This is a genomic window from Citricoccus sp. SGAir0253, from assembly GCF_005877055.1.
GTDB lineage: Bacteria > Actinomycetota > Actinomycetes > Actinomycetales > Micrococcaceae > Citricoccus.
This window is the reverse complement of the sequence record NZ_CP039424.1, coordinates 891,752-916,176: the sequence shown is the minus strand read 5'-3', so window position 1 is coordinate 916,176 and position 24,425 is coordinate 891,752. Positions and strand designations below refer to the sequence as shown.

The following is a 24,425-nucleotide window of genomic DNA, read 5'->3' as shown; positions in this document are numbered from 1 at the left end:
CGTCGCTGCCCGTGCATACGGAGGGCCGAACCAGGAGGGCCCCGATTCTGCCACGCGTCAGGCTTCGAGTCCTCCTGGCGACCTTGGCCACGCTGTGCCTCCTCCTGAGCTCTTGGGGCGTCCCGGTGCGCCCGGTCTCGGCTGCCGAGAGCGTTGGTCCCAACCTCGTCAGCAACCCCTCGCTCGAGACCGGTGCCGACTTCCCTGATTGCTTCACCGCCGCGGGATGGGGCACTGCAGGAGCCTGGAGTTTCGCGCCCGGCCGGACCGGTGAGCGCGCCCTGACCGTGTCCATCACCGGCTACACGTCCGGTGACCGGAAGGCTCTCCAGAAGGAGACCATGGACTGCGCACCTTCAGTGACCGAGGGCCAGACCTACAATCTCGGCGTCTGGTACAAGGCCACGACTGAGGTGTCCATCACGACCTTCAGGCACACTGCCGGCGGCTGGACCTACTGGGGGGATCTCGGACGCGTCCCCGCGTCGGCGGACTGGGCGGAAGCCGCGGTTCAAACACCACCGATTCCGGCCGGAACGGACCGCATCGTCTTCGGCTTGTCCATCGCAGCCGATGGAGAACTGACGACCGACGACTACTCGTTGTTCGCCACCAGCACCGTTCCCCCACCCCCGCCTGATGATGGGGAACTCGTCACCAACGGCACCCTTGCCACGGGAAGTCCGGTCCCGGAATGCTTCACGGCAACAGGGTGGGGCGCCCGCACGGTATCGCAAGGGCTGTCCACGGACATCCCGACGACTGCTCCAGCCGGCTCTCGGTCCTGGTCCATCACCATGAGCGATTACTCCAGCGGCGATGCCAAGCTGGTGCAGTCCGAAACCCCTGCGTGTGCCCCTGCCGTCAAGGCCGGAAGCACATACACCCTCAGAGTCGAGTACAAGTCCACGTCCCCGGGTAACTCGATCACGGTGTTCACGCATACGGCGGCAGGATGGGCGTACTGGACTGATCTGGCCCAACCGGCAGCCTCGGAAGCCTGGACTACCGCCTCAGCCACCACCCCCGTCATCCCCGAGGGCGTCGACGCCCTGTCCTTCGGGATCTCCCTCCACGCCAACGGAACGCTGAAGACGACCAACTACTCCCTGAAGGAAGTCGTTCCGCCTCCACCACCTCCAGGCACGCCGGCCCAGCTAGGGTCGTGGGAAGTGTTCAAGGCACCCATGCCACTGCGGTCGGTCCACTCCACGCTCCTGAGTGATGGCAGATTGCTGCTGATCGCGGGGTCTGGCAATGAGGGCGCGGCCTTCGCAGCGGGAACGTTCAAGGCCTCGGTGTGGAACCCAGCCACGGGCGTCTTCACCGACATCCCCGTTCCCTATGACATGTTCTGTGCCGGCCACGTGACGCTGCCCGACGGCAAGGTCCTGCTGGGCGGTGGGACGCTGGCCTACCCCACCGCAGGCGAAGGCCCCACCACGTTCAAGGGCTCGAAGAAGAGCTACTACTTCGACCCCACGAATGACAGGTTCCATCCGGTCAGTGACATGGCGGGGGGGCACTGGTACCCCACCCTCACCAAGCTGGGGAACGGAGATGTCTGGGCCGCCGGCGGCCTGGACGAGAAGGCGGAGGGGACCGTCCTCACCGAGATGTTCCAGACCTCGACCCGGAAATGGCTGCCCTCGGCCAGCGTGCCGCAGACGTGGAGCTACTGGGGAACCTACCCCCACATGTACCTGCTCAACGATGGGCGGTTGTTCTACTCCGGCAGCCACACCTTCGGCAACGGCCTGCCGGGCACGGGGGCCTCCCTCTATGACTGGAAGAGCGCCCGCATGTGGGACGTGCCCGGACTACGAGAGAAGGACCTGCGCGACCAGGCTGGGTCGGTTCTCCTCGGCCCGGCACAGGACCAGAAGGTCATGATCGTCGGTGGCGGGAACACCGACATGAATTCCCCGGCCATCAACTTGGTGGACATCATCGACTTGTCCCAGCCCAATCCCGCCTATGTGCCCGGACCCGATCTCCCAGGTCCCGGTAAGGGCTACGTCAACCTGCTGAACCTCCCGGACCGCACCGTCCTGGCGGCCAACGGGGCGCGCCACAACCGCTCGGACAACGTGATGACAGCGGCGGTGTATCGGCCGAGCACCAATGACTGGCTCAGCATCACCCCAGACCCGGTGGGCCGGAATTACCATTCGTCGGCCATCCTCCTGCCAGACGGAAGGGTGGCGGTCCTGGGATCCAATCCGCTGAACAACTCGTTCGAGCTGCGCATCTCCGTTTACTCACCCAAGTACATGTTCAACGGAACACGGCCCGCGATCACCTCAGCCCCTGCGAAGGCCACCTACGGCGAAAAGATCACGCTGCGAACCAAGGGCACCCTCAAGGCAGCACAGCTGATGTCCCCGATGTCCGCCACCCACCAGACGGACACCAACGCTCGACTGGTGGACCTGCCCATGACCACCAAGGGCGGGACTGTCAGCGCCACCATCCCCAACAACCCGAACCTGTTGCCGCCCGGTCCGTACATGCTGACGGTCCTCGACGCCAATGACATCCCGAGTATCGCGAAATGGGTGTGGATCTCATGACTGGATTCCGAGGCAGCAAGGCAGCCGGATGGGTGCGGAACATCGTCGTGGCCCTGGGCCTGACCGTTCTCCTAGCCCTGGCGCACGACCCGTCGGGTAACAACTCGCGGAGTCCGGAGCCGGGATATGCCGCCCGTGGAGGCGCGGCGGCGTTCGCCGATTCCAACCATGCCGAACACTCGGCGCTGGCCCAGTCGCCATTGAGCGGCCTGCCCGCAGCCCCCCGCCTGGGACCGGCCAATCCGGGACCGTCGGACGAGACCCATCCGGCCAACAGGAAGCAGACGTCGCTGGTTCAGGCCGCGGGTACAGAACATCCCCTCAAGGACCGTTCCCCCGCTCGACAGGGTCCCCCGCCCACGCTCCGAGGAAAGGTCCTTCCGTCCCAGGTCCACGCACCGGGCGGAAACGGCGTCGGCGGGTGCCTCCGCGAATACGGCGAGAACGGTCAGTGCGTCCCGGTGGTTCCTCCCAGCATGGCGGGGCATCTCAGGGACATGGCGGATGCCGGCATTTCCCCGTCGACCATGGAGCACCGCTGGTCCTGTTCGGAGCTCCGGAAGTACTTCCCGGATGGTGCAGCCGTGCGCCGGAAGGGCGTCGACCCGCAACGCCTGGACACCGATCGCGACGGGAGGGCCTGTGATGCAGGTGATGACTGACGGGCAGGGCGGCGGGCAGCAGTCCGCCAGGCCCTCGCTGGATGGGCCGACTATCACTCAGCCCCTGTGGACCTTCGCCCATAGCACCTGCGACTGAATCGGCTGACGATGCTGACCACGACACTCGCCGTTCTGTTGGGAACACTGCTTGTCGCGATCTCCGGGGTGTTGTTCCTCATCGCCCTGTCGACCTTGCATGTCACGACCCATGCGTGGTGGGACCCGAGGACCCAGGCGTCGACCTCGTACACGGAGTTGCTGCCCACCCTCGGTTCCTCCTTCTCACTGATCATGCCCTGCCGCCACGAGAGCGAACGGGTCATGCGGACGACTCTGGCCCACCTATGCAGCCAGGACCATCCGCGTGTCGAGGTGATCATCTCTGTCGGTGACGACGACCCGGAAACCGTGGCCATCGCCCGGAAGTTGGCCGCGGAACGGGGGGGGATGGTCCGGGTCAGTGTGGACACCGGTCCAGTGAAGAGCAAGCCGCGCCAACTCAACACTGCCCTGGCCCTGTGCCGCAATGACGTGATCGGTGTCTTCGACGCTGAGTCGATCGCGGCGCCCGACCTGCTTCGCCACGTTGACAGCTGTTTCCAGGTGAAGAACGCTGATGTCGTCCAAGGAGCCGTCCAGCTGATCAACTACCGCGACTCGTGGTACGCATTGCGGAACTGCCTGGAGTACTTCATGTGGTTCCGTTCCCGGCTGCACGCCTACGCGAAACGGGGGTTCATCCCGTTGGGCGGGAACACGGTCTTCGTCCGCCGCGACGTCCTGCGGTCCATCGACGGATGGGACGGTGACTGCCTGGCTGAGGACTGTGATCTCGGTGTCCGGCTGTCCGTCCTCCACCGGAAGATCGTCATCGCGTACTCTCCCCACTTGGTGACCAAGGAGGAAACCCCGGATTCGATCCGCGCACTGGTCAAACAGCGGACGCGGTGGTCCTTGGGATTCATGCAGGTCTATGCCAAGCGTGATTGGGCATCCCTGCCGACCTTCAGGCAGAGAGTCATCGCATGGTGGACGCTCCTTCAGCAGCACTTCATGGCCTTTACCGGACTCTGCATACCAATCTGCATCGCCACTGCGCTCTTCGGCAAGGTGCCGGTGCCCGTAGCACTGCTGACGTTCGTCCCCCTGGTCCCGGCCGTAGCAGCTCTCGCATTCGACATCTGCATGCTCCGGGAATTCGGGCGCGACCACGGATACCGGATCCGGCTCTTCGACTATGCCCGGCTCGTCCTGGGAACGCCCTTCTACCAGATGCTCCTCGCCTTCTCAGCGCTCCGGGCCTTCGTTAAGTTCAGGCAGAGCGACTTCAGATGGGAGAAGACCAAGCATGCCGGTTCGCACCTCGGATACATGGCGGTCCAGTCATGAAGCCCGCGGTGGTGGCCTGGCGATTCCTGCCGGCAGCCGTCTTGTGGTCGTCGCGTCTCCGCGGCATGGTGGCGTCTGTCCTGCAGTTCTCCAAGGCGCGTACGCCGAACCAGAAAGCAGCGATGATTGTGGCCTTGCTGGCGGCTGTAGTTGCCAGTTGGAACGTCCTTCACGCGTCGGCGTATCAGGATGATGAAGGCACCTATACTGCACAAGCCCTTTCGTCGCTCAACGGCAGCCTTGCTCCCTATACCTACTGGTACGACCACCCACCGCTGGGGTGGCTGCAGCTAGCAGTGCTGTCGTGGATCCCCACCCTGCTGGGCCACGGAGACGAGACGGCCGTGGGGCAGATGCGCTACGTCGTGGGACTGTTCTTCGTCGCCACCACGTTGCTCGTGTTCCTTCTGGCGCGCCGGTTGAGAGCGTCGCTCCCGTTCGCCATCATGGGCGCGCTGCTCTTCTGCCTCTCTCCCCTGTCCCTCGTCCTTGGCCGTCAGGTCTTCATCGACAACGTGGGCATACCCTGGCTCCTCTTGGCCTTCTACCTGGCGTTGTCGCTCGAGCTCAAGTTGTGGCACCACATTGGCGCCGGGGCGTGCTTCGCCGTGGCGGTCCTGTCCAAGGAGACGCTGGCCATCTTCGGCCCCGCCTTGCTGCTGGCCTTGCTGCATCGCCCGTACTGGCAGACCCGCTTCTTCTCCGTGATCGGGTTCCTGTCCGTCGGAGGGCTGGTCCTGGCGTTCTTCCCCTTGCTGGCTGTCCTGCGCGGGGAACTGATCGCCGGGGCCGGCCACGTCTCACTACAGGACGCGCTCAGGTTCCAGTTCCTCTCTCGTCCCGGGTCCGGAAGCCTCTTCGATCCCTCCTCCGGACGTACGGAGTTGGTCGGCGGCTGGTTGTACTACGACAGCTACTTGATACTCATCGGCATGGGGGCAGCACTGTTGTGCCTGCTGCGCCGCGAGGCCCGTTGGATACCCGCCGCATTGCTCCTGTTCTCCGCGCCAGTGGTGATCGGGCACGGCTACCTCCCGGCCATGTACATCGTTGCGGCCATTCCCCTCCTGGCGCTTGCCATCGCCATCGCCACCGACATCGCATGGGCGACGGTGTCCCGACTGTTCCCTCGAGTCCCTTACCGCGGTCGGCACGCCGCCAAGACGAAGTCATCTGCAGGTCTCAGGCTGGTTTCCGTGGGTGTGGCTGGAACGCTTACGGCACTCGTCCTCGGCATGCTCATCCCCGCGTGGTACTCGATGAATCGGGGGCTCCTCACCAACACGGCCAACGACGACTGGCACAAGGCATTGCAGTGGTCACAGCAGAACCTGCCACGGGAAGACGTCGCCCTCGTGCCGTACTCCATGTGGCAGGACATCAACGCAGATGGTCGCCACGATCCCTGGAAGGTCATCGCGCTGGAGAAGATGGATTTGGACACGGAGTACGATGCCCATCACCCCGGCGGTTGGCGGAGCATCGACTGGATCGTCGAGGGGCCGCCGACGGTTCGCAACATCGAGAACCTCGCGCTCAAGGATGCCGATGTGGCGTTGCAGAACTCTCGCGTTGTCGTTTCCTTCGGTGAATGGAGGATTCGAGAAGTGCTGCCGGATGGCGCGTCACCAACCTTGACGGGAGAGAAGCGGTGAACAGGCTGGTCCGCCTGGCCAACGCCAAGATCTCGCGGTTCGCCCTCATCGGGGCCTTCGGAGCGGTGCTCAACGTCCTCATCATGGTGGCCCTGATCTCCCTGCAGACCGAGTACGTACTAGCGGCCATCGTCGCCGGGGAACTCACCATCATCACGAACTTCATCATGCAGGAGAAGCTTGTCTTCACTCACCTCTCCGGTACCCACCGGTCATTGCCACAGCGGTTCGTGAGGTCGTTCACCTTCAACACCCTGGAGACAGGCGCCCGCATACCATTCCTGTGGTTCCTGGTCGAGGTGGCCCATGTCCTCAGTCCGCTGGCACAGTCCGTGACACTCCTCGCTGCGTTCTTCCTCCGCTATGGCTATCACCTGAAGGTGGTCTATGCCGCCCAGGAGGCTTCCTCCCCGTCGGCGCGGCGACCGGTTCCACTGCCCTCCTCGCCTTACCCCGATGCTTGATCGAGCCCGGTCGGCTCCCGTCGCACGCGGCACCAGCCTCGTGTCCTCACGCCGCCGGCTGGTGTGAGCCAGCACTTCACCATGGCCCGCGACGGGCAGGTCCTCAAGGCCCGGCATGGCTCCATGGACCCCGTCGGGGCCCGGACACGGCGGAACCCCGCGGCCCGGTCCGTCGAGGACCGGACCACGGGGTTCCGTGGGCCGAGGGCGGCAGGCGGGCCGCCGCCGTCGGGACCTTCCGGCGCGGGATGCCAGGCACCCGCACCGGAAGGGTGGAGGATCAGCGCTTCGAGAACTGCGAGGCCTTGCGGGCCTTCTTGAGGCCGGCCTTCTTGCGCTCGATGACGCGCGGGTCGCGGGTCAGGAAGCCGGCCTTCTTGAGCGCCGGACGGTTGTTGTCCCGGTCGATCTCGTTCAGGGCACGGGCCACGCCCAGGCGCAGGGCGCCGGCCTGGCCGGAGGGGCCACCGCCGGAGATGCGGGCGATGACGTCGTAGGCACCCTCGAGCTCGAGGAGCTTGAACGGGTCGTTGACTTCCTGCTGGTGCAGCTTGTTCGGGAAGTAGGTCTCCAGCGCGCGGCCGTTGATGGTCCACTGGCCGGAGCCCGGGACCACGCGGACGCGGGCGATGGCCTGCTTGCGGCGGCCCACGGCGGCACCGGCGACGGTGAGGGCCGGGCGCTCGGTGACGGCGACGGCCTCGGCGGCCGGGGCGGACTCGGAGGTGTAGCTGGTCAGCTCCACTTCCTCGGTCGACTCATTCTCGTTGAGAGTCATGGTTCTCCTTGAAAGACTTGGGGTGGCTGACCCGTTACTGGGCGACCTGGGTGATGTCGAACGTCTTGGGCTGCTGGGCGGCGTGCGGGTGCTCGGCACCGCGGTACACCTTCAGCTTGTGCAGCTGCTCGGCGGCCAGGGAGTTCTTCGGGAGCATGCCGCGCACGGCCTTCTCCACGGCGCGGACCGGGTTCTTCTCCAGGAGCTCCGCGTAGGAGACCGAGGAGAGACCGCCCGGGTAGCCGGAGTGGCGGTAGGCGCGCTTCTTCTCGAGCTTGGCGCCGGTCAGGGCCACCTTCTCGGCGTTGATGATGATGACGAAATCGCCCATGTCCATGTGGGGGGCGAAGGTCGGCTTGTGCTTTCCGCGCAGCAGCGTTGCGGTCTGGCTGGCAAGACGACCCAGCACGACGTCGGTGGCGTCAATGACGTGCCACTGGCGGTCGGCGTCGCCGGGCTTGGGAGTGTACGTACGCACGGTGTTTGCCTTCGTTTTCGGTGTCGGTTACAGCGACCTGGCCGTGGGGCGTGAGTCCTCGGCGCGGGCACTGACGTTCTTCGGTGCGCAACCGGCACACCAGGTGAGGGCTGATGTGAGGCCGGGTCCGAAAGCTTCCCGGCGGCGCCCCGGGCGTGAGCGGCCATGCAACCAGGCCACCCGTGGGCGCAGCGGATCCGGGAAAGGACACGCACAACGAAGGTCCATACTACCGGTTCGGCCCGGAACCGGCAAAGCAACCGGCAAGGCGCCGGGCCCGACGGCGGCCGTCCCGGCCCGTGCGGGCGGCGGGGGTAGCGAGGGCGCGGAGGGGATACCGAGAGGCCGCGGAGGGCTTCGGAGCGGCTGTGGAGAGGCGACCCGGGCCGATCCCGGCCGGGCCCCGGCGGCCATCGCCCGGCAACGGGCGGGCGCCGGTCCGTGCGGATTCCCGACAACACCCCGCCAGCACCCTCCCCGGGTCCCGCAGGCCGCTCCTGCACAGGAACCTCTTCTGGGCGTGTCATCCACAGACTTCGCGAACCCCTGTCGGCGCCGCACGGGCAGTGCTGAGATGGTCATATTCGAACACATCTTCGATCAATGGTCCGGACAACAGCGCGGAGGGGGCAGCACGATGACGATCCAGCACACGCCGCCGTTCGACGTCCCCGAGGTTCCCCATCTGGACCGGCTCCCGCTGGAGGACCTCATGCGCCTGGCCCACGAGGCCACGCGATCGCTCACCCGGAGGCTTGCCTCGACAGCGTCGCTCCACGAGCTGTCGCCGGCGCCACGGCCGGAGGAGGCCGCAGCCGACTGGGGCGCCATGCTTCCCACGGACGGCGGGAAAACCACAGCCGGCGAGACCCACCCCACCCCCCTCGCTGCGACGGAGGGAGCGGCATCGTTCACGCTGCCCGTCCTGCACCATGCCCTCGAGTCCGTGGCCCGGTCGATCGCGGCGGCGCAGATGTCCCTGGCGCGGCACACGTCCGAGGTCTTCGAGGTCCCCGCCACACGGTCGCGGCTCCTCGGGCTGCCGGAGGGCAAGACCGCCTTCCGGGACACCGCGGACTACCTCCGGGGCATGCTCCGCATCGACACCTCCGAGGCGAAGCGGCGGCTCCGGCACGCCGACGTGCTGTGCGCCTCTCGGGTGCTCACCGGGGAGGCGCTCCCCCCGCAGTTGCCGGAGTTGTCGGCGGCGGTGCACGCCGGCACCCTGGACCGCGCCGCCATCGACCACGTCCGGGGAACCGTCGCCGAGGCCCGGCGGATCGCGACGCGGGCGGAGGCCGACCCGGAGGTCGTCGAGCGGCTGATCACCGAGGGCGAGGCCACGATGGTGGACCAGGGCCAGGCCATGGAGCCCGCGATGCTGCGCCGGGTGTGCCACCACTGGCTCCGGTGGTTCGAGGCCGCCGTGGACCCGGACGGCACGGAGCCCACGGACCTGGACGCGCCCCGCGAGCAGGGGCTGGTCTACAAGGGCCGCCGCAACGGCTTCCACCACTGGCTCCTGGCCGCCAACGACGCCCAGCACGAGACGCTTCGGACCGTCGCCGAGGCCGCGAACAACCCCCGCGCGCGGCAGGGCCATGAGGAGGCCCCCGAGGCGGAGGAGGTTCCCCCGGCGGGAGGCGCCGCGGGGCCCGTGGACGAGTCCGCGGGGAACGGACCATCAGCGAACGGGCCTGCAGACACCGCGCTGGACCCGCGCTCGCGGCATCAGAGGTCGCTGGACGGACTCATCGCCTGCCTGTCCGCCGGCCTGTCGGTGGCCGACAGCAAGGCCCTGCCGTGGACCGGTGGGACGCGTCCGCAGGTGGCCGTCACGATCGACTACCGGACCCTCCTCGGCGACCTCGTGACCGCCGGCGCCGCCTCGGCCGAGGACCTGGCCGGCTTCGAGTCCTCGGCCACGTTCACCGGTTCCGTGCACCCCCAGCTGATCCGCACGCTGGCCTGCGATGCCGACATCCTGCCGGTCGTGCTGGGGGCGGAGGGGCAGGTCCTCGACGTCGGCCGGGCCCAGCGGCTCTTCCCCGCACGGCTGCGGCAGGCGATCGCCGCCCGGGACGGCGGCTGCGCCGCCCCGGGATGCTCCATCCCCGCGCCGTGGTGCGACGTGCACCATGTGCAGTACTGGGAACGCGGCGGCCCCACCTCCGTGGACAACGGGGTACTCCTGTGCAACCACCACCATCACGCGGTGCACGCGGGGGCCTGGGAGATCGAGATGGACTCGGGGCGGCCATGGTTCATCCCCGCGCCCTACCTCGACCCACAGCAACGGCTTCGGCGCAATCGCTACTGGCGACGATGACGGCGCCGGCCGCCGGCCGCCGAGCTGCTGGAAGTCCCGGTCCTTGAGGTTGTGCCCTTGAGTCTTGAGGTGGGCCCGGGCCCTTGAGGATCGGCGCCCGTAGTTCAGCGTTTCCCCAAGGATGCGCACCGGTGACGGTCAGCGGTCCCGCAAGACACTCGACGTTTCGCAGGGGATCTTCAGGCTTCAAGCAAGAATGCCCATTTCCCGAGACACGAGAATGTGATTCGCCTTACGCTCGAAATGTCCCCAAGGACAGCACGGTAAGAGCCCACCGACTCACCTGAACAGACGATCGACCGGCGCTCTTCCCCGTCCATCACCGCAGTACCTGTCTCAAGGAGAATCCCATGCAGCACTTCCTGACCTCCCTGTTCGCCATGATCAAGCGTGACGAGGAGGGCGCCACCGCGGTCGAGTACGGCCTGCTGGTCGGCCTCATCGCAGTCGCCATCGTCGCCACCCTGCTCCTGCTCGGCCCCGAGCTGAACGACATGTTCGATCGGGTCCTCGACTCCCTGACGCCGATCGCGTGATCACGGATCCGCGGAGCTGACACAGCCCACCGCGTGAGGGGGCGGCCGGCAGCACATCGCCAGGCCGCCCCTTCTGCGTTGGTCCCGCCGACGATCCCCCGGCACCCAGCCTCCGCCGTTCATGAGTCCATCCCCAGACTTGGAGCGAGCATGACCCCGCAGCCCCGTCCCGTCTCACCGGGTTGCACCGCCGCCGAGGAGCGCGAGCGCGGTGCCGCCGCCGTCGAATTCGCGCTCGTCGTCCCGGTGCTCCTGGCCATCGTGCTCGGCATCATCGAGTTCGGCATGATCTTCAACGCCCAGATCCAGGTGACCGCCGCGGCCCGCGACGCGGCCCGCGTCGTCTCCATCACCGACGAACCGGCGACCGCCATGGGCGACGCGGTCAACGTCGCCCTGGCCTCCGCTCCGACGGTGCCCATCGCCCCCGCGAGCGTCAACATCGCCGTGGTGCCGGCCGGGACGGCGGCCAACCCCTGCCCGGCCGGCTCCGAGGTCACCGTCACCATCAACCACTCCGTGGACTCGCTGACCGGCCTCTTCGGTGCGGCCACGCCCCTCACCGGCACGGGGGTGATGAGATGCGGCGTGTGACCTCCCGCCTCGGCCGGCGCCTCCGCGACGAGGAGCGGGGAACCGTCTCCGTCCTCACGGCGTTCCTCATGGTCGCCCTGCTCGGGTTCACGGCCATCGTCGTGGACGTGGGCCTGCTCTACTTCGAACGGGCCCAGCTCCAGAACGGCGCCGACGCCGGCGCGCTGGCCATCGCCCAGGACTGCGCCTTGGGTACCTGCCCGGGCGACCCGCAGGGCCTCGCCATCGAGATGGCCAGCGACAATGCCAACGACGACGACGCCACCGCCGACCCCCCGCAGATCGACCTCGGCGCCGGCCGCGTCCGCGTGACGGCGGCCACCCCGGCGGACAATCCGCTGGCGCTGGCGTTCGCCCCCGTGGTGCAGATGCTCCTCGACCCGGCCCGGGCCGCGGATCCCGACTTTGGCGAGGCCATCCTGACGGCTGACGCGGAGGCCGGCTGGTTCGTTCCCACGGGCGGCCCGCGGGTGCTCCCCCTCGCCATCTCCTGGTGCCAGTTCGAGTACCAGCTCGATGCGGGCGTGCAGGTCATCCGGACCAGCACGAACCCCACGGAGACGGTCCCCGGATGCCCGTCGAGCGGCGCCCCCGGATACTCGGGCACGGGCGGTCCGGAACTCCCCGGCGGCTTCGGCTGGCTCGACCTCCCGGACAGCACCGTCTGCGGGACCTCGATCGACCTGTCTGGCCTCGACCTCTCCGATCCCTCGACAACGGCGGTCATGGACGGCAACCCCGGCAACGACGTGCCCAACGCCTGCCGGGACGACCTGTACGACATGCTCGACGAGCCCGTCCTCGTGCCCATCTTCACCGAGGTGATGGGGGCCGGCATGAGCGGCCAGTACCGCATCATCGGCTTCGCCTCGTTCCAGCTGCACGGCTGGAACCTCAGCGGCAGCCGGGAGAACAACACCACCCCTCCGAACAGTTGCGTCGGCACCTGCCGCGGCATCATCGGCGAATTCGTCTCCTTCGTCACCCTCGACGCCGCGGAGCAGGACTACGACTTCGGCCCCAATCCCCTCGACCTCGGCACCCGCCTGGTCACCCTCGTGGACTGATCCCCCGGTCCGCACCCTCCCCACCAGCCCCAGGAGCATCGTGAAAAAGCGCATCATCGGCGGTCTCATCGCCGTCCTGCTGGCCGTCGTCGGCACCGTCCTCATCCTCCAGTACGTCTCCGCGGCCGAGAGCCGCGCGATGGGCGATGCCAAGGCCACCTCCGTCTACGTCGTGACCACCGCCGTACCCGCCGGGACCACTGCCCAGCAGTTGCCCGAGTACGTCGAGGCCACCGAATATCCCGCCAAGGCCGTCCCGTCCGACGCCGTCCGCTCCCTCACGGAGCTCGAGGGCCGGGTGTCCACCGTCGAGCTCCAGCCCGGCGAGCAGGTCCTGGCCTCGCGGTTCGCCACCCCCGAGGAACTCGAGGAGAAGCGGAAGGTCCCGGTGCCCAAGGGCCTCCAGGAGATCTCCGTCGCCCTGGCGCCGCAGCGCGTCGTCGGCGGCCAGCTCGAGGCCGGCGACCTCGTGGGCGTCTTCGTCTCCCTGGAGGGAGCGAAGAAGTCGAAGGACATTCCCTTCTCCCAGCTGGCCCTCCACCAGGTCCTCGTCACCCAGGTGCAGGGCCTGCCCGCGGTCGAGGCGGAGACCGGCGCGAAGGCCGACGGCCAGGAGCCGTCCGCGAACGGCTCCACCGACCCGGACGCCCCGGCCGTCCCCGAGGACGCCGTGATCGTCACCCTGGCGCTCGACACCCCGGACGCCGAGCGCCTCGTCTACGCCCAGGAGTTCGGACTCACCTGGCTCTCCCACCAGACCAAGGACACCACCGACGACGGCTCCCGCCCCGTCACCAAGGAAGAGGTGCACGAATGAGCCGCTACGCCCTGCTGGGCCCGTCCCCCACCTTCCACGAGCGCTTCCTCGCGGCGATCACCGGCCCCCTCGAGGGGCAGGTCACCACGTGGACCGGCGACGACGTCCCCCACCAGCCCGAACAGGTCACGGCCGGCCTGGACCGGCCCGCCCTCCTCGACGTCGTCGTCCTCGGCGACGGACTGCCGGTGGAGGAGTCCCTGCGCATGGCCGCCTCGCTCGCCGTGGTCCGGCCGGACGTCAGCGTCCTGGTCGTCGGCGAGCCGACGACAGACCTCATGCTGTCCGCCATGCGCGCCGGGGTCCGGGACATCATCCCCCCGGAGGCCGAGGTCGCCGAGATCCGCGAGCTGGTCCAGCGCGCCACCCGCAGCGCCACCGCCCGCCGGCCCTTCGCCTCCGGCGATGACGGTGTCCCGGCCCGCGGCCGCGTGATCCCCGTGCTCTCGCCCAAGGGCGGGGCCGGCAAGACCACGGTGGCGACCAACCTCGCCACCGGACTGGCCGTCGACTTCCCGCAGGAGGTGGTCCTCGTGGACCTGGACCTCCAGTTCGGGGACGTCGCCTCGGCGCTGCACCTGTACCCGAAGCACACCATCGTGGATGCGGTGCAGCCGGACTCCCTGCGGGACAGCATGGTGCTCAAGAGCCACCTGACGCCCCACCCGGACGGGCTCTACGTACTGTGCGCCCCCGAGGCCGCCGCGGACGCCGACCAGATCGGCCCCCAGCAGGTCACCGACCTGCTCGAGCAGCTCGCCGAGCAGTACGCCTTCGTGGTCATCGACACCTCGCCCGGGTTGACCGAGCACACGCTCTCGGCCCTGGACGCCGCCACGGACTTCGTCATGGTCGGCGGGCTGGACGTGCCGAGCATCCGCGGCATGCACCGCGAGCTCGAGGTGCTGCAGATGCTGGAACTCGGCACGCTGTCCCGGCGCATCGTCCTCAACGCGACCCACCCCCGCAACGGGCTGAGCCGCCCGGACGCCGAGGCCACCCTCGGGATCAAGGCCGACGTGATGGTCCCCGAGCACCGGGCCATGCGCGTGGCCACGAACGAGGGGGTGCCGATCCTGCTCAAGGCCCCGCGCAATCCCGCCGCGAAGGAACTGCAGCGGCTCGTCCAGTACTACGGCTCGTCGCGGCCCGTCGGGGCCGGCGCACGGGCCCGCCACCGGAAGGAACGGGTGTGAAGCTCTCCGAACGCCTCCAGTCGGGCGGCGCCCCCACGGGCGCCGCAGCCTCGGCAGCCCAGATCCCTGCGCTGGTGACGCCGCCGGCCCCCGCCTCGGCGCCGACGTCGACCACCGCGGCCCCGCCCGCGGGCGACGCCGCCCCGCTCAGCGATGCGTTGACGGCGCTGAAGGACACGGCCTCCGCGCAGCTCTTCGAGCGGCTCGGTGCCCGCCTCTCCGACACGTCCCTCGACGACGCCCAGCTGCGCCAGCTGGTCCACCAAGAACTGTCCAGCGTGGTGGCGCAGGAGGAGATCCCGCTGTCCCGCGAGGAGCGTCAGCGCCTCGTCCGGGGCGTCACGGACGACGTGCTCGGCTACGGGCCCATCCAGCGCCTGCTCGACGACGACTCCATCACCGAGGTCATGGTCAACGGGCCGGACCTCGTCTACGTGGAGCAGCACGGGCGGATCACCCGCAGCGGCGTCCGGTTCGCCTCCGAGGAGCAACTGCGCCAGGTGATCGAGCGCATCGTCACCAAGATCGGCCGGCGCGTGGACGAGTCCTCCCCGCTCGTGGACGCGCGCCTCGAGGACGGGTCCCGCGTCAACGCGATCATCCCGCCGCTGGCCGTCAACGGCTCCGCCCTGACGATCCGCAAGTTCTCCCGCGACCCCCTCAAGGTGGACGACCTCGTCCGGTTCGGCACCATGACGACGTCCATGGCCCAGCTGCTCGACGCCTGCGTCCGCGCCCGGCTGAACGTCATCATCTCGGGGGGCACCGGCACCGGCAAGACGACGTTGCTCAACGTCCTCTCCTCGTTCATCCCGGACGGCGAGCGCATCATCACGATCGAGGACGCCGTGGAGCTGCAGCTGCAGCAGGAGCACGTGGTGCGCCTCGAGTCGCGGCCGGCGAACGTGGAGGGCCGGGGGCAGGTCACCATCCGCGACCTGGTCCGCAACTCCCTGCGCATGCGCCCCGACCGGATCGTCGTGGGCGAGGTCCGCGGCGGGGAGACGCTGGACATGCTCCAGGCCATGAACACCGGCCACGACGGCTCGCTGTCCACCGTGCACGCGAACAGCCCCCGAGACGCCCTCGCCCGTCTGGAGACGCTCGTCCTGATGGCCGGGATGGACCTGCCGCTGCGGGCCATCCGGGAGCAACTCGCCTCGGCCGTGGACGTCATCGTCCAGCTGACCCGCCTGCGGGACGGCACCCGCCGCGTGACGCACGTGACCGAGGTCCAGGGCATGGAGGGGGACGTCGTCACGCTCCAGGACGCCTTCGTCTTCGACTACGCCGCCGGGGTGGACGCGCAGGGCCGGTTCCTCGGCCAGGCGATCTCCACGGGGATCCGTCCCTCCTTCACGGAGCGGATGCACGACCTCGGGATCGAGGTCCCGGCGAGCATCTTCGAGGCACCCTCCGGGCCCCTCGGGGCCGCACCCGCGAGGGGGCGGCGATGAGCACCCTCGTCATCGTGGCCGGGCTGGTGCTCGTCTACGCCGCCCTGCTGCTGGCCGTCTGGCAGCTGGGCCCCTCCGCCGGTGCCGCCAACCTGGCCGGGCGCGTCCAGCGCCCGGAGGCGGCGAGCCTGCTGTCCCGGCTGGCCGACCGCACCTCCCAGGCCGCCGACTCGCTCCTGCGGCGCGGCGAGCGCAGCCACTCCCTCTCCCGGGCCCTCGACCTGGCCGGTCTGCGGGTCTCCGCGCCGGATTTCCTGGTCATCCTCGGGGTGGTGATGCTCGTCTGCCTCGCCCTCGGCGCGCTGGGCGGGGTGCTCGTGCTGGGCATCGTCCTCGCCGTGCTCGTGCCCGTCCTCGCGCGGGTGGTCCTGGGCGTATTGGCCTCCCGGCGACGGGCCGCCTTCGCGCGGCAGCTGGAGTCCTCCCTACAGTTGATCGCCGGCAGCCTGCGCGCCGGGTCCAGCCTGCTGCGCGCGCTGGACAGCCTCGTGCAGGAGTCGGACTCGCCCACCCGCGAGGAGTTCTCCCGCGTCGTCAACCAGGTCCGGCTCGGCCGGGACGTCTCGGAGGCACTCCACGAGACCGCCGAGCGGATGGACTGCAAGGACTTCCACTGGGTGACCCAGGCGATCGCCATCCACCGGGAGGTCGGCGGCAACCTCGCCGAGGTCCTGGACGAGGTGGGGCGCACCATCCGCGAGCGCCAGCAGATCATCGGGTTGATCCGCTCGCTCAGCGCCGACGGGCGGCTCTCCGGCATGGTCCTAATGGGCCTGCCCGTGGCCATCGGCCTCTTCCTGAGCGTCATCCAACCCTCCTACATCGGCGCGTTCTTCACGCACCCGCTGGGGATCGGCCTGCTGGTGGCGAGCGTCCTCATGTTCGTCATCGGCGGCGTCTGGATGCGCCGCGTCATCACCATCGAGTTCTGAGGAGACGACCATGCCCCCCGTGATCATCGCCGCGGCCCTGGCCGTGGGCCTGGCGCTCCCCCTCCTGGGCTGGGCCCTGTTCCGCGGCGCCACCCCGCTCGAGCAGGCCGTGCGGACCAACCTCTCCCGGGGCCTGTCGGCCCCCGGCCTGAACGTCGAGTCCCCCCAACCCTTCCGGAGCCTGGTCGTCAAGCTGACGCCGCCGTCCCTCCGGGCCCGGCTGGACCGGCAGCTGTCCCTCGTGGGCCGGCCGGCCTCGTGGCCGCTGGAACGCGTGCTCGCCGCGAAGGTGATCGCGGCCGGCGTCGGGCTCCTGCTCGGGGCGCTCCTGCTGCGGTCCCTGCACGGTCCCCTGCCGCTGCTGCTGGCCCTCGCCCTGACGGTCCTCGGGTACTTCGTCCCGGACCTCGTGCTCACCGGCCGAGGGCAGGAGCGGCAGCAGAAGATCACCAAGGCCCTGCCAGACGCCCTCGACCAGATGACCATCGCGGTCGAGGCCGGCCTCGGCTTCGACGCGGCGGTCGCCCACGTGGCCCACAACTCGCAGGGCCCCCTGTCCGTGGAGTTCGTCCGCACCCTGCAGGACGTGCAGGTCGGACGCAGCCGCCGGGACGCCTACGTGGCCATGGCCGAGCGCAACACGAGCGCGGACCTGCGCCAGTTCGTCCGGGCGATCGTCCAGGCGGAGGCGCTCGGCGTAACCATCGCCGCCGTGCTGAAGACCCAGGCCCAGGAGATGCGCATCCGGCGGCGCCTGCGTGCCGAGGAGGCGGCGCAGAAGATCCCCGTGAAGATCCTCATGCCGCTGATGCTGTTCATCATGCCCGTGCTGTTCATCGTGCTGCTCGGGCCGGCGGTGATCAATGCCCTCGGGGTCTTGGGGTGAGCCGGTAACCCACCCCGCGCACGGTCATCACCCAGCGCGGGGAGCCGCGCCGCTCCCCCAGCTTGCGCCGGAGGTTGCCCATGTGGACCTCGAGGGCGTGCTCGTCCGCCGTGCTGACGTAGTCGCTCGGGGCGCCCGCGGACTGCTCGTCCCCGCGCAGGGCCTGGACCAGGTCCTGCTTGGTCCTGACGGCCCCACCGGCCCGCATGAGCTCGTGCAGCAGGTCGAACTCCATCCGGGTCAGCGGCACGGGGACACCGTCCGCGGTCACCTCGCGCCCGGCGGGGTCCAGCACGAGGCCCAGGTGGGACAGCACGCCGCGGCGCACGGCTTCCGAGGGCCCCGGCGGCACCCGGCGGTACCCGGCCGTCGAGGCGGCGGGGCCCGGGACGCCGGTGGAGCCGGTCGACCCCGGCGCGGGGGCCGCTCCGGGAGGCGCGTCCCGCTGTACGGAGCCGGGGTGGCTGGAGGGGTGGTGATCCGCGGCGTGGCGGTTTCCAGGAGGAGCAGGACGCGAGGGGGCGGAACCGGGGCGAGCGGACTCCGGACGCTCGGCGCCGGCGAGCGCAGGACCCCCGCGCCCCAGGTCGCCGACCGGCCACACCGTCCCCGTCGCGTGCGGGCCCGCGTTGCCCCGGGCAGGTCCCCCCGCGCCCCTCGCGTCGCTGCCGGCACCGCCGTCCGTCCGTGGCCGCGTCACCGGTTCCCCGGCGCCCAGGACATCGCCCGGGTTCCCGGACACGGACCGCACGGGACCGCGCGGCTCCGGGGCACCGCCCCGGCCGGTGCGCAGGGCGGGGGGCAGCGCCGCCGTCCGGGGCCGGCGCAGCATGGCGTTCAGTCGGGCCCGCAGCTCCCGGGCGCGGAAGGGCTTCGTGATGAAGTCGTCGGCCCCGAGCTGCAGGCTGCTCAGCAGGTCCATCTCGTCGTCCCGGCCGGAGATCATCATGACGTAGCAGCTCGAGCGGCTGCGGATGCGGCGCAGCGTCTCGAAGCCGTCCATGTCCGGCAGGCCGATGTCGAGGGTCACCAGGAGCGGGCCGTGATTGTCCACGGCCTGGACGGCGTCCGCCCCGCGGGAGCACTCGAGCACGTTGAAGCCCGCTTCCTTCAGCATCTCGGACAGCAGGGACCGCATCTGCTCGTCGTCGTCGATCACGAGGGCGGTCTCACGCCTCGGCATCCAGCTCCCCTCCCGTCCCGGCGCCGGACCTCCGGCTCGGGCCAGCCTACCGATCCCCGGCGTTCACCGACATCCCTAGTCACGCCCGGTCGTCATGCTCGGTCATCCGGTCGGCACCGGACCGCGCGGTGCCCCGTGCGTGTCCGTGTCCCGCGTCATACTGATGCCATGAGCCGCTCACCGGAGACCTGGACCACCGCGCTGGCGCGGAGCCTGCTGCAGGTCCGTGAGGGCCGGACGGCCACGACGATCCTGCAGCTCCCGCTGACCGGGCTCCTCGCCCTCGTCTGGATCAGCACGGCGACCACGGGCGGCACGGCCACGGCGGCCGTCATCACGGCCACGGCCTTCCTGGGCGCCCTGGCCCTCCTCGTCCTCGGGCTCGCGGTGCCGTGGCCCCGGCTCCCGCCGGGCAGTCCCCTGGTGATCCCCGTCCTGGACGTCGCCGCCGTCGCGCTGGCCGTCCTGGCCGTGCCCGGCTACGGGCACGCCCTGGGCATGCTGGTCGTCTTCCCCGCCGTCTGGCTGGCCGCCTCAGGCCTCCACGGCCGGTGGATGCTCACCCTGCTGCTGATGGGCGCCGCCCTGGTCGCGCTCCCGGCCTGGCTGAGCCATCCGCCCACCACACCGGGCCAGACGGTGCTGGCCCTGCTCCTGCCGCTGGGCGTCATCGCCCTGGCGGTCTCCGTCCACGCCGCCACGGTCCACCAGCGCGAGCAGGACCGCCTGCTCGCCGAGCAGCGCGAGGCCGCCGAGCGGGCGGTGGAGGAGTCCCGTCACTCGGCCGAGTTGCTCAGCGCGGGACTGGCGGCCATCGACGTCGGCATCCTCGTCATCGACGAGGACGGCCACGCCGTGAGCCGCAACGCCGAGATGCAGCGGCTGCTGGCGGTGGCCGCCCCCGGGGACCCGCGCGCGGCGGAGGACCCGGCCGCGTCCGAGCCGGACTTCCTCGTGCTCGGCGCGGACGGCCGCCGCCCCGTGTCGGCCGCGCGCCGCCCGGTGGCCCGGGCGCTGTCCGGGGAGGACTTCTCCCGCCAGCTGCTGTGGATCGGGGACTGCGAGCACCCGCGGGCCGTGTCCGTCACCGCGAGGTCGGTGTGGGACGGCCCGGCCCGGCGCGGCTCCGTGCTCGCGTTCACGGACGTCACCGACCTGCTGCACGCCGTCACCGCCCGGGACCAGCTCCTGGCCACGGTGACCCACGACCTGCGCTCCCCCCTGTCCGCCATCCTGGGCCGGGCGGACCTGGCCCTCGAGCGCGGCGGGCTGCCGGAACGTGCGGAGCGGGACCTGGCGGCGATCGTCCACGGCGCCGAGCACATGCAGTCCATCGTCCAGGACCTGCTGCACTCCTCCGCCGGCGCCCCGCAGGCCGTGCCCCTGCCCGCGGACCTCGTGGAGCTGATCGAGGAAACCGTGGCGGCGGCGGAGCACGCGGCCACCGACGCGGAGGTGGACCTCGCCCTCGACCTCCCGCACCAGCTGCCGGCACTCGTGGACCCCATCCGGATGCGCCGCGTCCTGGACAACCTGCTCGTCAACGCCATCAAGTACTCACCCGTCGGCGGGGAGGTGCTCGTCCGGGCCCTCGCCTCGGAGGACGGCGAGGCGGTCGTGGAGGTCCAGGACCGGGGCCGCGGCATGACGGAGGCGGAGGCGGGCAACGCCTTCACCCGGTTCTACCGCGCGGACTCGGCGCGGCACAGCGCGGTGCCGGGCGTGGGCCTGGGCCTGTACATCTGCAAGTCGATCGTGGACGCCCACGGCGGCACCATCGAGTGCCGCAGCCGCCCCAACGAGGGGACCACCTTCACCGTCCGCCTGCCCCTGGCCGCGGACGAGGCGCCCGACGGCGGCCGCCCCGGCCCCCGGTCCGGCGCGCCCTCCCCCGCCGGTGACCGGCCTGGTGGCCGGTCCGGCGGGCCCGCCGACGATGCCGCCCACGACCCCGCCCACGACCCCGCGGACGCGAGGAGCCGATGACCGTCCCCGCCGTGCTTCCCGCCCCGCTCCCCGTCCTGTCCGGCCTCCCCGTCCCGTCCGGCGCCCTCGACCTGCCGGCCCTCCCCGTCCCGTCCGGCGCCCTCGACCTGCCGGCCCTCCCCGTCCTGTCCGCCTTCCCCGGCACTCCCGGCGCTCCCGACCTCCTGGTCACCCTCCTCCTCGCGGGACTCGCCGCGGTGGCGGGCGCCGGGGTCGGCTGGTGGGGCTGGTCGCTGGCCGCCGCCGAGGAGCGCACGACGCTGCCCCGCCGCTGGCGTCCCGTCCTGGCCCTCGCCACCGCGATCGCCTGGGCCGCCGCCGTGCTGGCCGTCACCTCCCCCTGGGCGTGGCCGGCCGCGCTGGTGCTCGGGGCCGGCGTCGTCGCCCTGGGCGCGATCGACCTGCGCAGCCGGCTGCTGCCGAACCGGCTCGTGGGGCCCTTCGGCGTGGCCGCGGCGGTCGCGCTGGCGGTGGCCGCCCTCGGGCTCGGCGAGCCGCTGCGCCTGGCGGGGGCCGCCGCCGGGGCCGCCGGGCTGTTCGCCGTGTACCTGCTGCTCGCGCTCGTCTCGCCGGGCAGCCTGGGCATGGGCGACGTGAAGATCGCCGCCGTGCTCGGCGCCTACGGCGGATGGCTGGGCTGGTCGGCGTGGGTGGCCACGGCCCTGTCCGGCTTCGTGCTCGGCGCCGTCATGGCGACGGTGCTGCTGCTGGCCCGGCTCGCCGGCCGGCGGGACCGCTTCGCCTACGGCCCCGCGATGCTGCTCGGCACGCTGTCCGTGGTGCTACTGGCCGGCTGACCGGGCTCCGTCCTCTCCCGCCGGCTCCCGTGCCGTCTCGTGCGCCGACCGGCGCGCCCGGGTCCCCTCGGCGCGCGCGGCGTGGGCACCCGGGTCCGCGCCGTCGTCGGGGTACTGGACGTGCTCGAGCACGAGGGCGTGCGGCGGGGCCAGCCGGGTCTGGGCGTCGCGGACCATGGCGCCGAGCCGCCGGGCGACCCACCCCGGCTCGTGGCGGCCCTCCCCCACCTGGACCACGGCCGCCACGAGCGCCCGGACCATGTTGTGGCAGAACGCGTCCGCCTGCAGCCGGGCCGTGATGAGTCCGGTGCGCTCGTCCCGGGTGACCCCGAAGTCCTGAAGCTCGCGGATGGTGGTGGCCCCCTCGCGCGGTCGGCAGAAGGTCAGGAAGTCGTGCAGGCCCAGGACCGACTCGGCCTCGGCCTGCATCGCGGCCACGTCCAGCGGAGCTTTGTGCCAGTAGGTGTACCGGCGATTGAGCGGGTCGCGCGTGGCCGGGACGTCGCTGATCGCGTAGCTGTACGAGCGCCACAGCGCCGAGAAGCGGGCGTCGAATCCCTCGGGCGCCACCGCCGCGCGGTGGATGGCCAGCGCCCCGTGCTCGCGGCCCAGCGCACCGGCCAGCCGGCGGACGAGGGTCGACGCCGGCTCCAGGCCCTCGCGGTTCCGCGTCACCCCCTGCCACTCGGCCTCGGTGAGGTCGAGGTGGACGACCTGACCGCGGGCGTGCACCCCCGCGTCCGTGCGGCCGGCGACGACGGTGCGCACGGGGCGGCGGATGATCGTCGCGAGGGCCTCCTCCAGCGCCCCCTGGACCGTGGGCAGCCCGGGCTGGGTGGCCCAGCCGCTGTAGTCGGTCCCGTCGTAGGCGAGGTCGAGGCGGACCCGCACGAGGGCGGGGGCGTCCGGGGTGCTCCGTGGCGCCAGGCCGAGGGCCTCGTCCGGCCCCGGGGCTGCCGGAGCCGCGTCCGGACGTGCCTCCGGGCTCGCGTCCGGGGCGGGCGGCGGGGACGGGAGCGACGGGAGCATGGGCTTCATCCTAGGACGACGACGGCACCGGGCTCCCAGCCGCCACGGCAGAATGGCTGGCATGGAGTCGTGGATCCCGTACCTGCTCACCGTCACGCCGGGCCTCGTGCTCATCGGCATCATCGCCGCCCTGCTCCCCCGGCAGGCCCACGGCGTGCGGATCCTCGTGCTGGTCCTCGGCTTCGTCTTCGCCCGCGACGCGATGACCACCCACGGGCTGTGGGAGATGGGCGTCGTGGGCCGGGAGGCCGGTGGCGGGCCGGACGCCGTCCCGGGTACCGCAGTCCCGCCCGTGCCGTGGCTGCGCTTCACCGACGACCCGGTCGCCCTCCTGGTCCTGGCCGTCGCCTCGCTCGCGCTGGCGGCCGGCATCGTGCTCGCGTGCCGGGACCTGCGCTGGACGGTGCTGTGGAGCGGACCGCGCTGGTGGCTCTCCGTCCTCGCCGGCCTGGCCGGCGCGGCGGTGATCGTCGCGCCCTTCCTCTGGCTCTACGGCACCCTCGGCACGTGGTTCCCGGCCCTCGCGGGCGGGGCCGGCGTCGTGCCCCTGGACGAGCGGGGCGGGGCGGTGGCCGGCGGGGTCCTCGTCGCGCTGGCCGTGTTCGCACTGTGCGGCAACCTCGTGGAGGAGGTGCTGTTCCGCGGCTTCCTGCAGGCCCACCTCGAGGACGCCACCCCGGGGCGCACCGGACGGTGGCGGGCGGCCCTGCTGTCCGGGCTGGTCTTCGCCGCCGCGCACCTGGCCCTGGCGTACCTGCTGACCGACCTCGGCTGGCCGGTCGTCGCCTTCACCCTCCTCGAGGGACTCGTGTGCGCCGTCGTGGCCATGCGCCAGGGCGTGCTCGGCGCGACGGTCGCCCACGGCGGAGCGATCTTCGTCCTCGCCTCGGGCCTCGTCTGACGCCCGCCTCGGGTCGCTCCGCGACCGCCGCGGTTCCGCCGCCGTCGTCAAACGGGTCCGGCCCGCCCCCTGCACCGTGGTGCTGGGGGCGGGCCGGTCCGTCGGCGGGTGCCGGGGATCAGGCGAGGATCACTTGTCCTCGGTCTTCTCCTCGGTCTCGGCCGGAGCCTCGGTGGCCGGGGCCTCGGCGGCGGGCGCCTCGGTGGACTCGGCAGCGGGAGCCCCGGCAGCGGGAGCCCCGGCAGCGGGGGCCTCGGCCGGCGCGGCGGTCTCGGCGGCCTTCTCGGCCTCCTTCACCACGGCCTGCTTGGCGGACACCGGCTCCATGACGAGCTCGATGACGGCCATCGGGGCGTTGTCGCCGTGGCGGTTGCCGATCTTCGTGATGCGGGTGTAGCCACCCTCGCGCTCGGCCATGGCCGGGGCGATCACGGTGAACAGCTCGTGCACGATCGTCTTGTTCGTGCGGTTCTTGGCCGAGATGATGCCCTGGACCTTGCGGCGGGACGCGAGGTCACCCTTCTTCGCGAAGGTGATCAGGCGCTCGGCGAAGGGACGCAGGCGCTTGGCCTTGGTCACCGTCGTGGTGATCTTCTTGTGCTCGAACAGGTTGGCCGAGAGGTTGGCCAGCATGATCCGCTCGTGGGCAGGGCCGCCGCCCAGGCGCGGTCCCTTGGTGGGGGTAGGCATTGGTGTTTCTCCTCAGATGGACCCTG

General features: G+C 70.8%; 21 protein-coding genes. 16 read left to right on the top strand and 5 right to left on the bottom strand.

Going from position 1 to position 24,425, the window contains the following annotated elements; genetic code table 11:
• The first annotated feature begins 125 nt into the window (after positions 1-125).
• The 4 genes from E7744_RS04230 (at position 126) to E7744_RS04215 (ending at position 6,743) form a co-directional block, all read left to right on the top strand.
• Positions 126-2,573 carry a galactose oxidase early set domain-containing protein gene (locus E7744_RS04230; RefSeq protein ID WP_246858539.1) on the top strand — a complete coding sequence of 816 codons (2,448 nt, stop codon included), beginning with the start codon at positions 126-128 and terminating at the stop codon, positions 2,571-2,573.
• A 770-nt stretch (positions 2,574-3,343) separates the two neighbouring features.
• The gene (locus E7744_RS04225; RefSeq protein WP_137773051.1) at positions 3,344-4,624 is read left to right on the top strand and encodes a glycosyltransferase family 2 protein; all 1,281 of its coding nucleotides are present in this window, start codon (positions 3,344-3,346) and stop codon (positions 4,622-4,624) included.
• The gene (locus E7744_RS04220) at positions 4,621-6,279 is read left to right on the top strand and encodes a glycosyltransferase family 39 protein (RefSeq protein ID WP_137773050.1); all 1,659 of its coding nucleotides are present in this window, start codon (positions 4,621-4,623) and stop codon (positions 6,277-6,279) included. Before E7744_RS04225 ends, E7744_RS04220 begins: the two co-directional genes overlap by 4 nt.
• Positions 6,276-6,743, top strand: a complete 468-nt coding sequence (locus tag E7744_RS04215; protein WP_137774829.1) for a GtrA family protein — start codon at positions 6,276-6,278, stop codon at positions 6,741-6,743. The genes E7744_RS04220 and E7744_RS04215 overlap by 4 nt, the downstream gene beginning before the upstream one ends.
• A gap of 280 nt (positions 6,744-7,023) precedes the next feature.
• Here E7744_RS04215 and rpsI read toward each other — a convergent pair whose 3' ends face one another.
• Positions 7,024-7,521, bottom strand: a complete 498-nt coding sequence (gene rpsI / locus E7744_RS04210) for a 30S ribosomal protein S9 (RefSeq protein ID WP_137773049.1) — start codon at positions 7,519-7,521, stop codon at positions 7,024-7,026.
• 34 nt (positions 7,522-7,555) lie between these two features.
• Positions 7,556-7,999 (bottom strand): 50S ribosomal protein L13, encoded by a 444-nt coding sequence (gene rplM / locus E7744_RS04205; RefSeq protein ID WP_137773048.1) that lies wholly within the window; start codon positions 7,997-7,999, stop codon positions 7,556-7,558.
• Positions 8,000-8,636: 637 nt separating this feature from the next.
• On the opposite strand from rplM, the gene E7744_RS04200 reads away from it, so the two are divergent.
• The 9 genes from E7744_RS04200 to E7744_RS04160 all read left to right on the top strand — a co-directional run bounded on the left by E7744_RS04200 (position 8,637) and on the right by E7744_RS04160 (position 17,813).
• Entirely contained in the window at positions 8,637-10,328 is a 1,692-nt protein-coding gene (locus E7744_RS04200) for an HNH endonuclease signature motif containing protein (RefSeq protein ID WP_168199748.1), read from the top strand.
• Between the two features lie 350 nt (positions 10,329-10,678).
• On the top strand, positions 10,679-10,864 hold the full coding sequence (locus E7744_RS04195) for a Flp family type IVb pilin (protein WP_137773046.1): 186 nt from the start codon (positions 10,679-10,681) through the stop codon (positions 10,862-10,864).
• A 150-nt stretch (positions 10,865-11,014) separates the two neighbouring features.
• Complete coding sequence (locus E7744_RS04190; RefSeq protein ID WP_137773045.1) at positions 11,015-11,458, top strand: TadE/TadG family type IV pilus assembly protein; 444 nt, start codon at positions 11,015-11,017, stop codon at positions 11,456-11,458.
• Positions 11,455-12,525 carry a TadE/TadG family type IV pilus assembly protein gene (locus E7744_RS04185; RefSeq protein ID WP_210417155.1) on the top strand — a complete coding sequence of 357 codons (1,071 nt, stop codon included), beginning with the start codon at positions 11,455-11,457 and terminating at the stop codon, positions 12,523-12,525. The genes E7744_RS04190 and E7744_RS04185 overlap by 4 nt, the downstream gene beginning before the upstream one ends.
• A 40-nt stretch (positions 12,526-12,565) precedes the next feature.
• Positions 12,566-13,342 carry a Flp pilus assembly protein CpaB gene (gene cpaB / locus E7744_RS04180; protein WP_168199747.1) on the top strand — a complete coding sequence of 259 codons (777 nt, stop codon included), beginning with the start codon at positions 12,566-12,568 and terminating at the stop codon, positions 13,340-13,342.
• Positions 13,339-14,538 (top strand): AAA family ATPase, encoded by a 1,200-nt coding sequence (locus E7744_RS04175; protein ID WP_137773042.1) that lies wholly within the window; start codon positions 13,339-13,341, stop codon positions 14,536-14,538. Before cpaB ends, E7744_RS04175 begins: the two co-directional genes overlap by 4 nt.
• Entirely contained in the window at positions 14,535-15,995 is a 1,461-nt protein-coding gene (locus E7744_RS04170; protein ID WP_137773041.1) for a CpaF family protein, read from the top strand. Before E7744_RS04175 ends, E7744_RS04170 begins: the two co-directional genes overlap by 4 nt.
• Positions 15,992-16,927 carry a type II secretion system F family protein gene (locus E7744_RS04165; RefSeq protein ID WP_137773040.1) on the top strand — a complete coding sequence of 312 codons (936 nt, stop codon included), beginning with the start codon at positions 15,992-15,994 and terminating at the stop codon, positions 16,925-16,927. The genes E7744_RS04170 and E7744_RS04165 overlap by 4 nt, the downstream gene beginning before the upstream one ends.
• Before the next feature lie 10 nt (positions 16,928-16,937).
• On the top strand, positions 16,938-17,813 hold the full coding sequence (locus E7744_RS04160) for a type II secretion system F family protein (RefSeq protein ID WP_137773039.1): 876 nt from the start codon (positions 16,938-16,940) through the stop codon (positions 17,811-17,813).
• Here the strand turns inward: E7744_RS04160 and E7744_RS04155 are convergent.
• Positions 17,788-18,996 (bottom strand): response regulator transcription factor, encoded by a 1,209-nt coding sequence (locus tag E7744_RS04155; protein WP_137773038.1) that lies wholly within the window; start codon positions 18,994-18,996, stop codon positions 17,788-17,790. The two genes, E7744_RS04160 and E7744_RS04155, sit on opposite strands and share 26 nt — an antisense overlap.
• A gap of 168 nt (positions 18,997-19,164) precedes the next feature.
• Between E7744_RS04155 and E7744_RS04150 the strand changes: the two genes are divergently transcribed.
• Together E7744_RS04150 and E7744_RS04145 are read left to right on the top strand one after the other, a co-directional pair.
• The gene (locus E7744_RS04150; RefSeq protein ID WP_137773037.1) at positions 19,165-20,982 is read left to right on the top strand and encodes a cell wall metabolism sensor histidine kinase WalK; all 1,818 of its coding nucleotides are present in this window, start codon (positions 19,165-19,167) and stop codon (positions 20,980-20,982) included.
• Positions 20,979-21,779, top strand: coding sequence for an A24 family peptidase (locus E7744_RS04145; RefSeq protein WP_210417154.1), 801 nt, complete (start codon positions 20,979-20,981; stop codon positions 21,777-21,779). Before E7744_RS04150 ends, E7744_RS04145 begins: the two co-directional genes overlap by 4 nt.
• On the opposite strand, the gene truA is transcribed toward E7744_RS04145, so the two are convergent.
• Positions 21,765-22,808 carry a tRNA pseudouridine(38-40) synthase TruA gene (gene truA / locus E7744_RS04140; RefSeq protein WP_137773036.1) on the bottom strand — a complete coding sequence of 348 codons (1,044 nt, stop codon included), beginning with the start codon at positions 22,806-22,808 and terminating at the stop codon, positions 21,765-21,767. The two genes, E7744_RS04145 and truA, sit on opposite strands and share 15 nt — an antisense overlap.
• A gap of 61 nt (positions 22,809-22,869) precedes the next feature.
• Here truA and E7744_RS04135 point away from each other — a divergent pair, with 61 nt between their 5' ends.
• A complete protein-coding gene (locus E7744_RS04135; RefSeq protein ID WP_137773035.1) occupies positions 22,870-23,709 on the top strand; it encodes a type II CAAX prenyl endopeptidase Rce1 family protein in 840 nt (279 codons plus the stop codon).
• 129 nt (positions 23,710-23,838) lie between these two features.
• On the opposite strand, the gene rplQ is transcribed toward E7744_RS04135, so the two are convergent.
• Positions 23,839-24,399, bottom strand: coding sequence for a 50S ribosomal protein L17 (gene rplQ, locus E7744_RS04130; protein ID WP_137773034.1), 561 nt, complete (start codon positions 24,397-24,399; stop codon positions 23,839-23,841).
• Positions 24,400-24,425 lie beyond the last annotated feature (26 nt).

What these genes read in the sequence shown, in the direction of transcription:
- E7744_RS04225 (WP_137773051.1), top strand. Translation starts at nt 3,344, where the DNA reads ATGCTGACCACGACACTCGCCGTTCTGTTGGGAACACTGCTTGTCGCG.
- E7744_RS04220 (WP_137773050.1), top strand. Translation starts at nt 4,621, where the DNA reads ATGAAGCCCGCGGTGGTGGCCTGGCGATTCCTGCCGGCAGCCGTCTTG.
- rpsI (WP_137773049.1), bottom strand. Translation starts at nt 7,521, where the DNA reads ATGACTCTCAACGAGAATGAGTCGACCGAGGAAGTGGAGCTGACCAGC.
- E7744_RS04200 (WP_168199748.1), top strand. Translation starts at nt 8,637, where the DNA reads ATGACGATCCAGCACACGCCGCCGTTCGACGTCCCCGAGGTTCCCCAT.
- E7744_RS04195 (WP_137773046.1), top strand. Translation starts at nt 10,679, where the DNA reads ATGCAGCACTTCCTGACCTCCCTGTTCGCCATGATCAAGCGTGACGAG.
- E7744_RS04190 (WP_137773045.1), top strand. Translation starts at nt 11,015, where the DNA reads ATGACCCCGCAGCCCCGTCCCGTCTCACCGGGTTGCACCGCCGCCGAG.
- E7744_RS04175 (WP_137773042.1), top strand. Translation starts at nt 13,339, where the DNA reads ATGAGCCGCTACGCCCTGCTGGGCCCGTCCCCCACCTTCCACGAGCGC.
- E7744_RS04165 (WP_137773040.1), top strand. Translation starts at nt 15,992, where the DNA reads ATGAGCACCCTCGTCATCGTGGCCGGGCTGGTGCTCGTCTACGCCGCC.
- E7744_RS04160 (WP_137773039.1), top strand. Translation starts at nt 16,938, where the DNA reads ATGCCCCCCGTGATCATCGCCGCGGCCCTGGCCGTGGGCCTGGCGCTC.
- E7744_RS04155 (WP_137773038.1), bottom strand. Translation starts at nt 18,996, where the DNA reads ATGCCGAGGCGTGAGACCGCCCTCGTGATCGACGACGACGAGCAGATG.
- E7744_RS04150 (WP_137773037.1), top strand. Translation starts at nt 19,165, where the DNA reads ATGAGCCGCTCACCGGAGACCTGGACCACCGCGCTGGCGCGGAGCCTG.
- E7744_RS04145 (WP_210417154.1), top strand. Translation starts at nt 20,979, where the DNA reads ATGACCGTCCCCGCCGTGCTTCCCGCCCCGCTCCCCGTCCTGTCCGGC.
- truA (WP_137773036.1), bottom strand. Translation starts at nt 22,808, where the DNA reads ATGCTCCCGTCGCTCCCGTCCCCGCCGCCCGCCCCGGACGCGAGCCCG.
- E7744_RS04135 (WP_137773035.1), top strand. Translation starts at nt 22,870, where the DNA reads ATGGAGTCGTGGATCCCGTACCTGCTCACCGTCACGCCGGGCCTCGTG.
- rplQ (WP_137773034.1), bottom strand. Translation starts at nt 24,399, where the DNA reads ATGCCTACCCCCACCAAGGGACCGCGCCTGGGCGGCGGCCCTGCCCAC.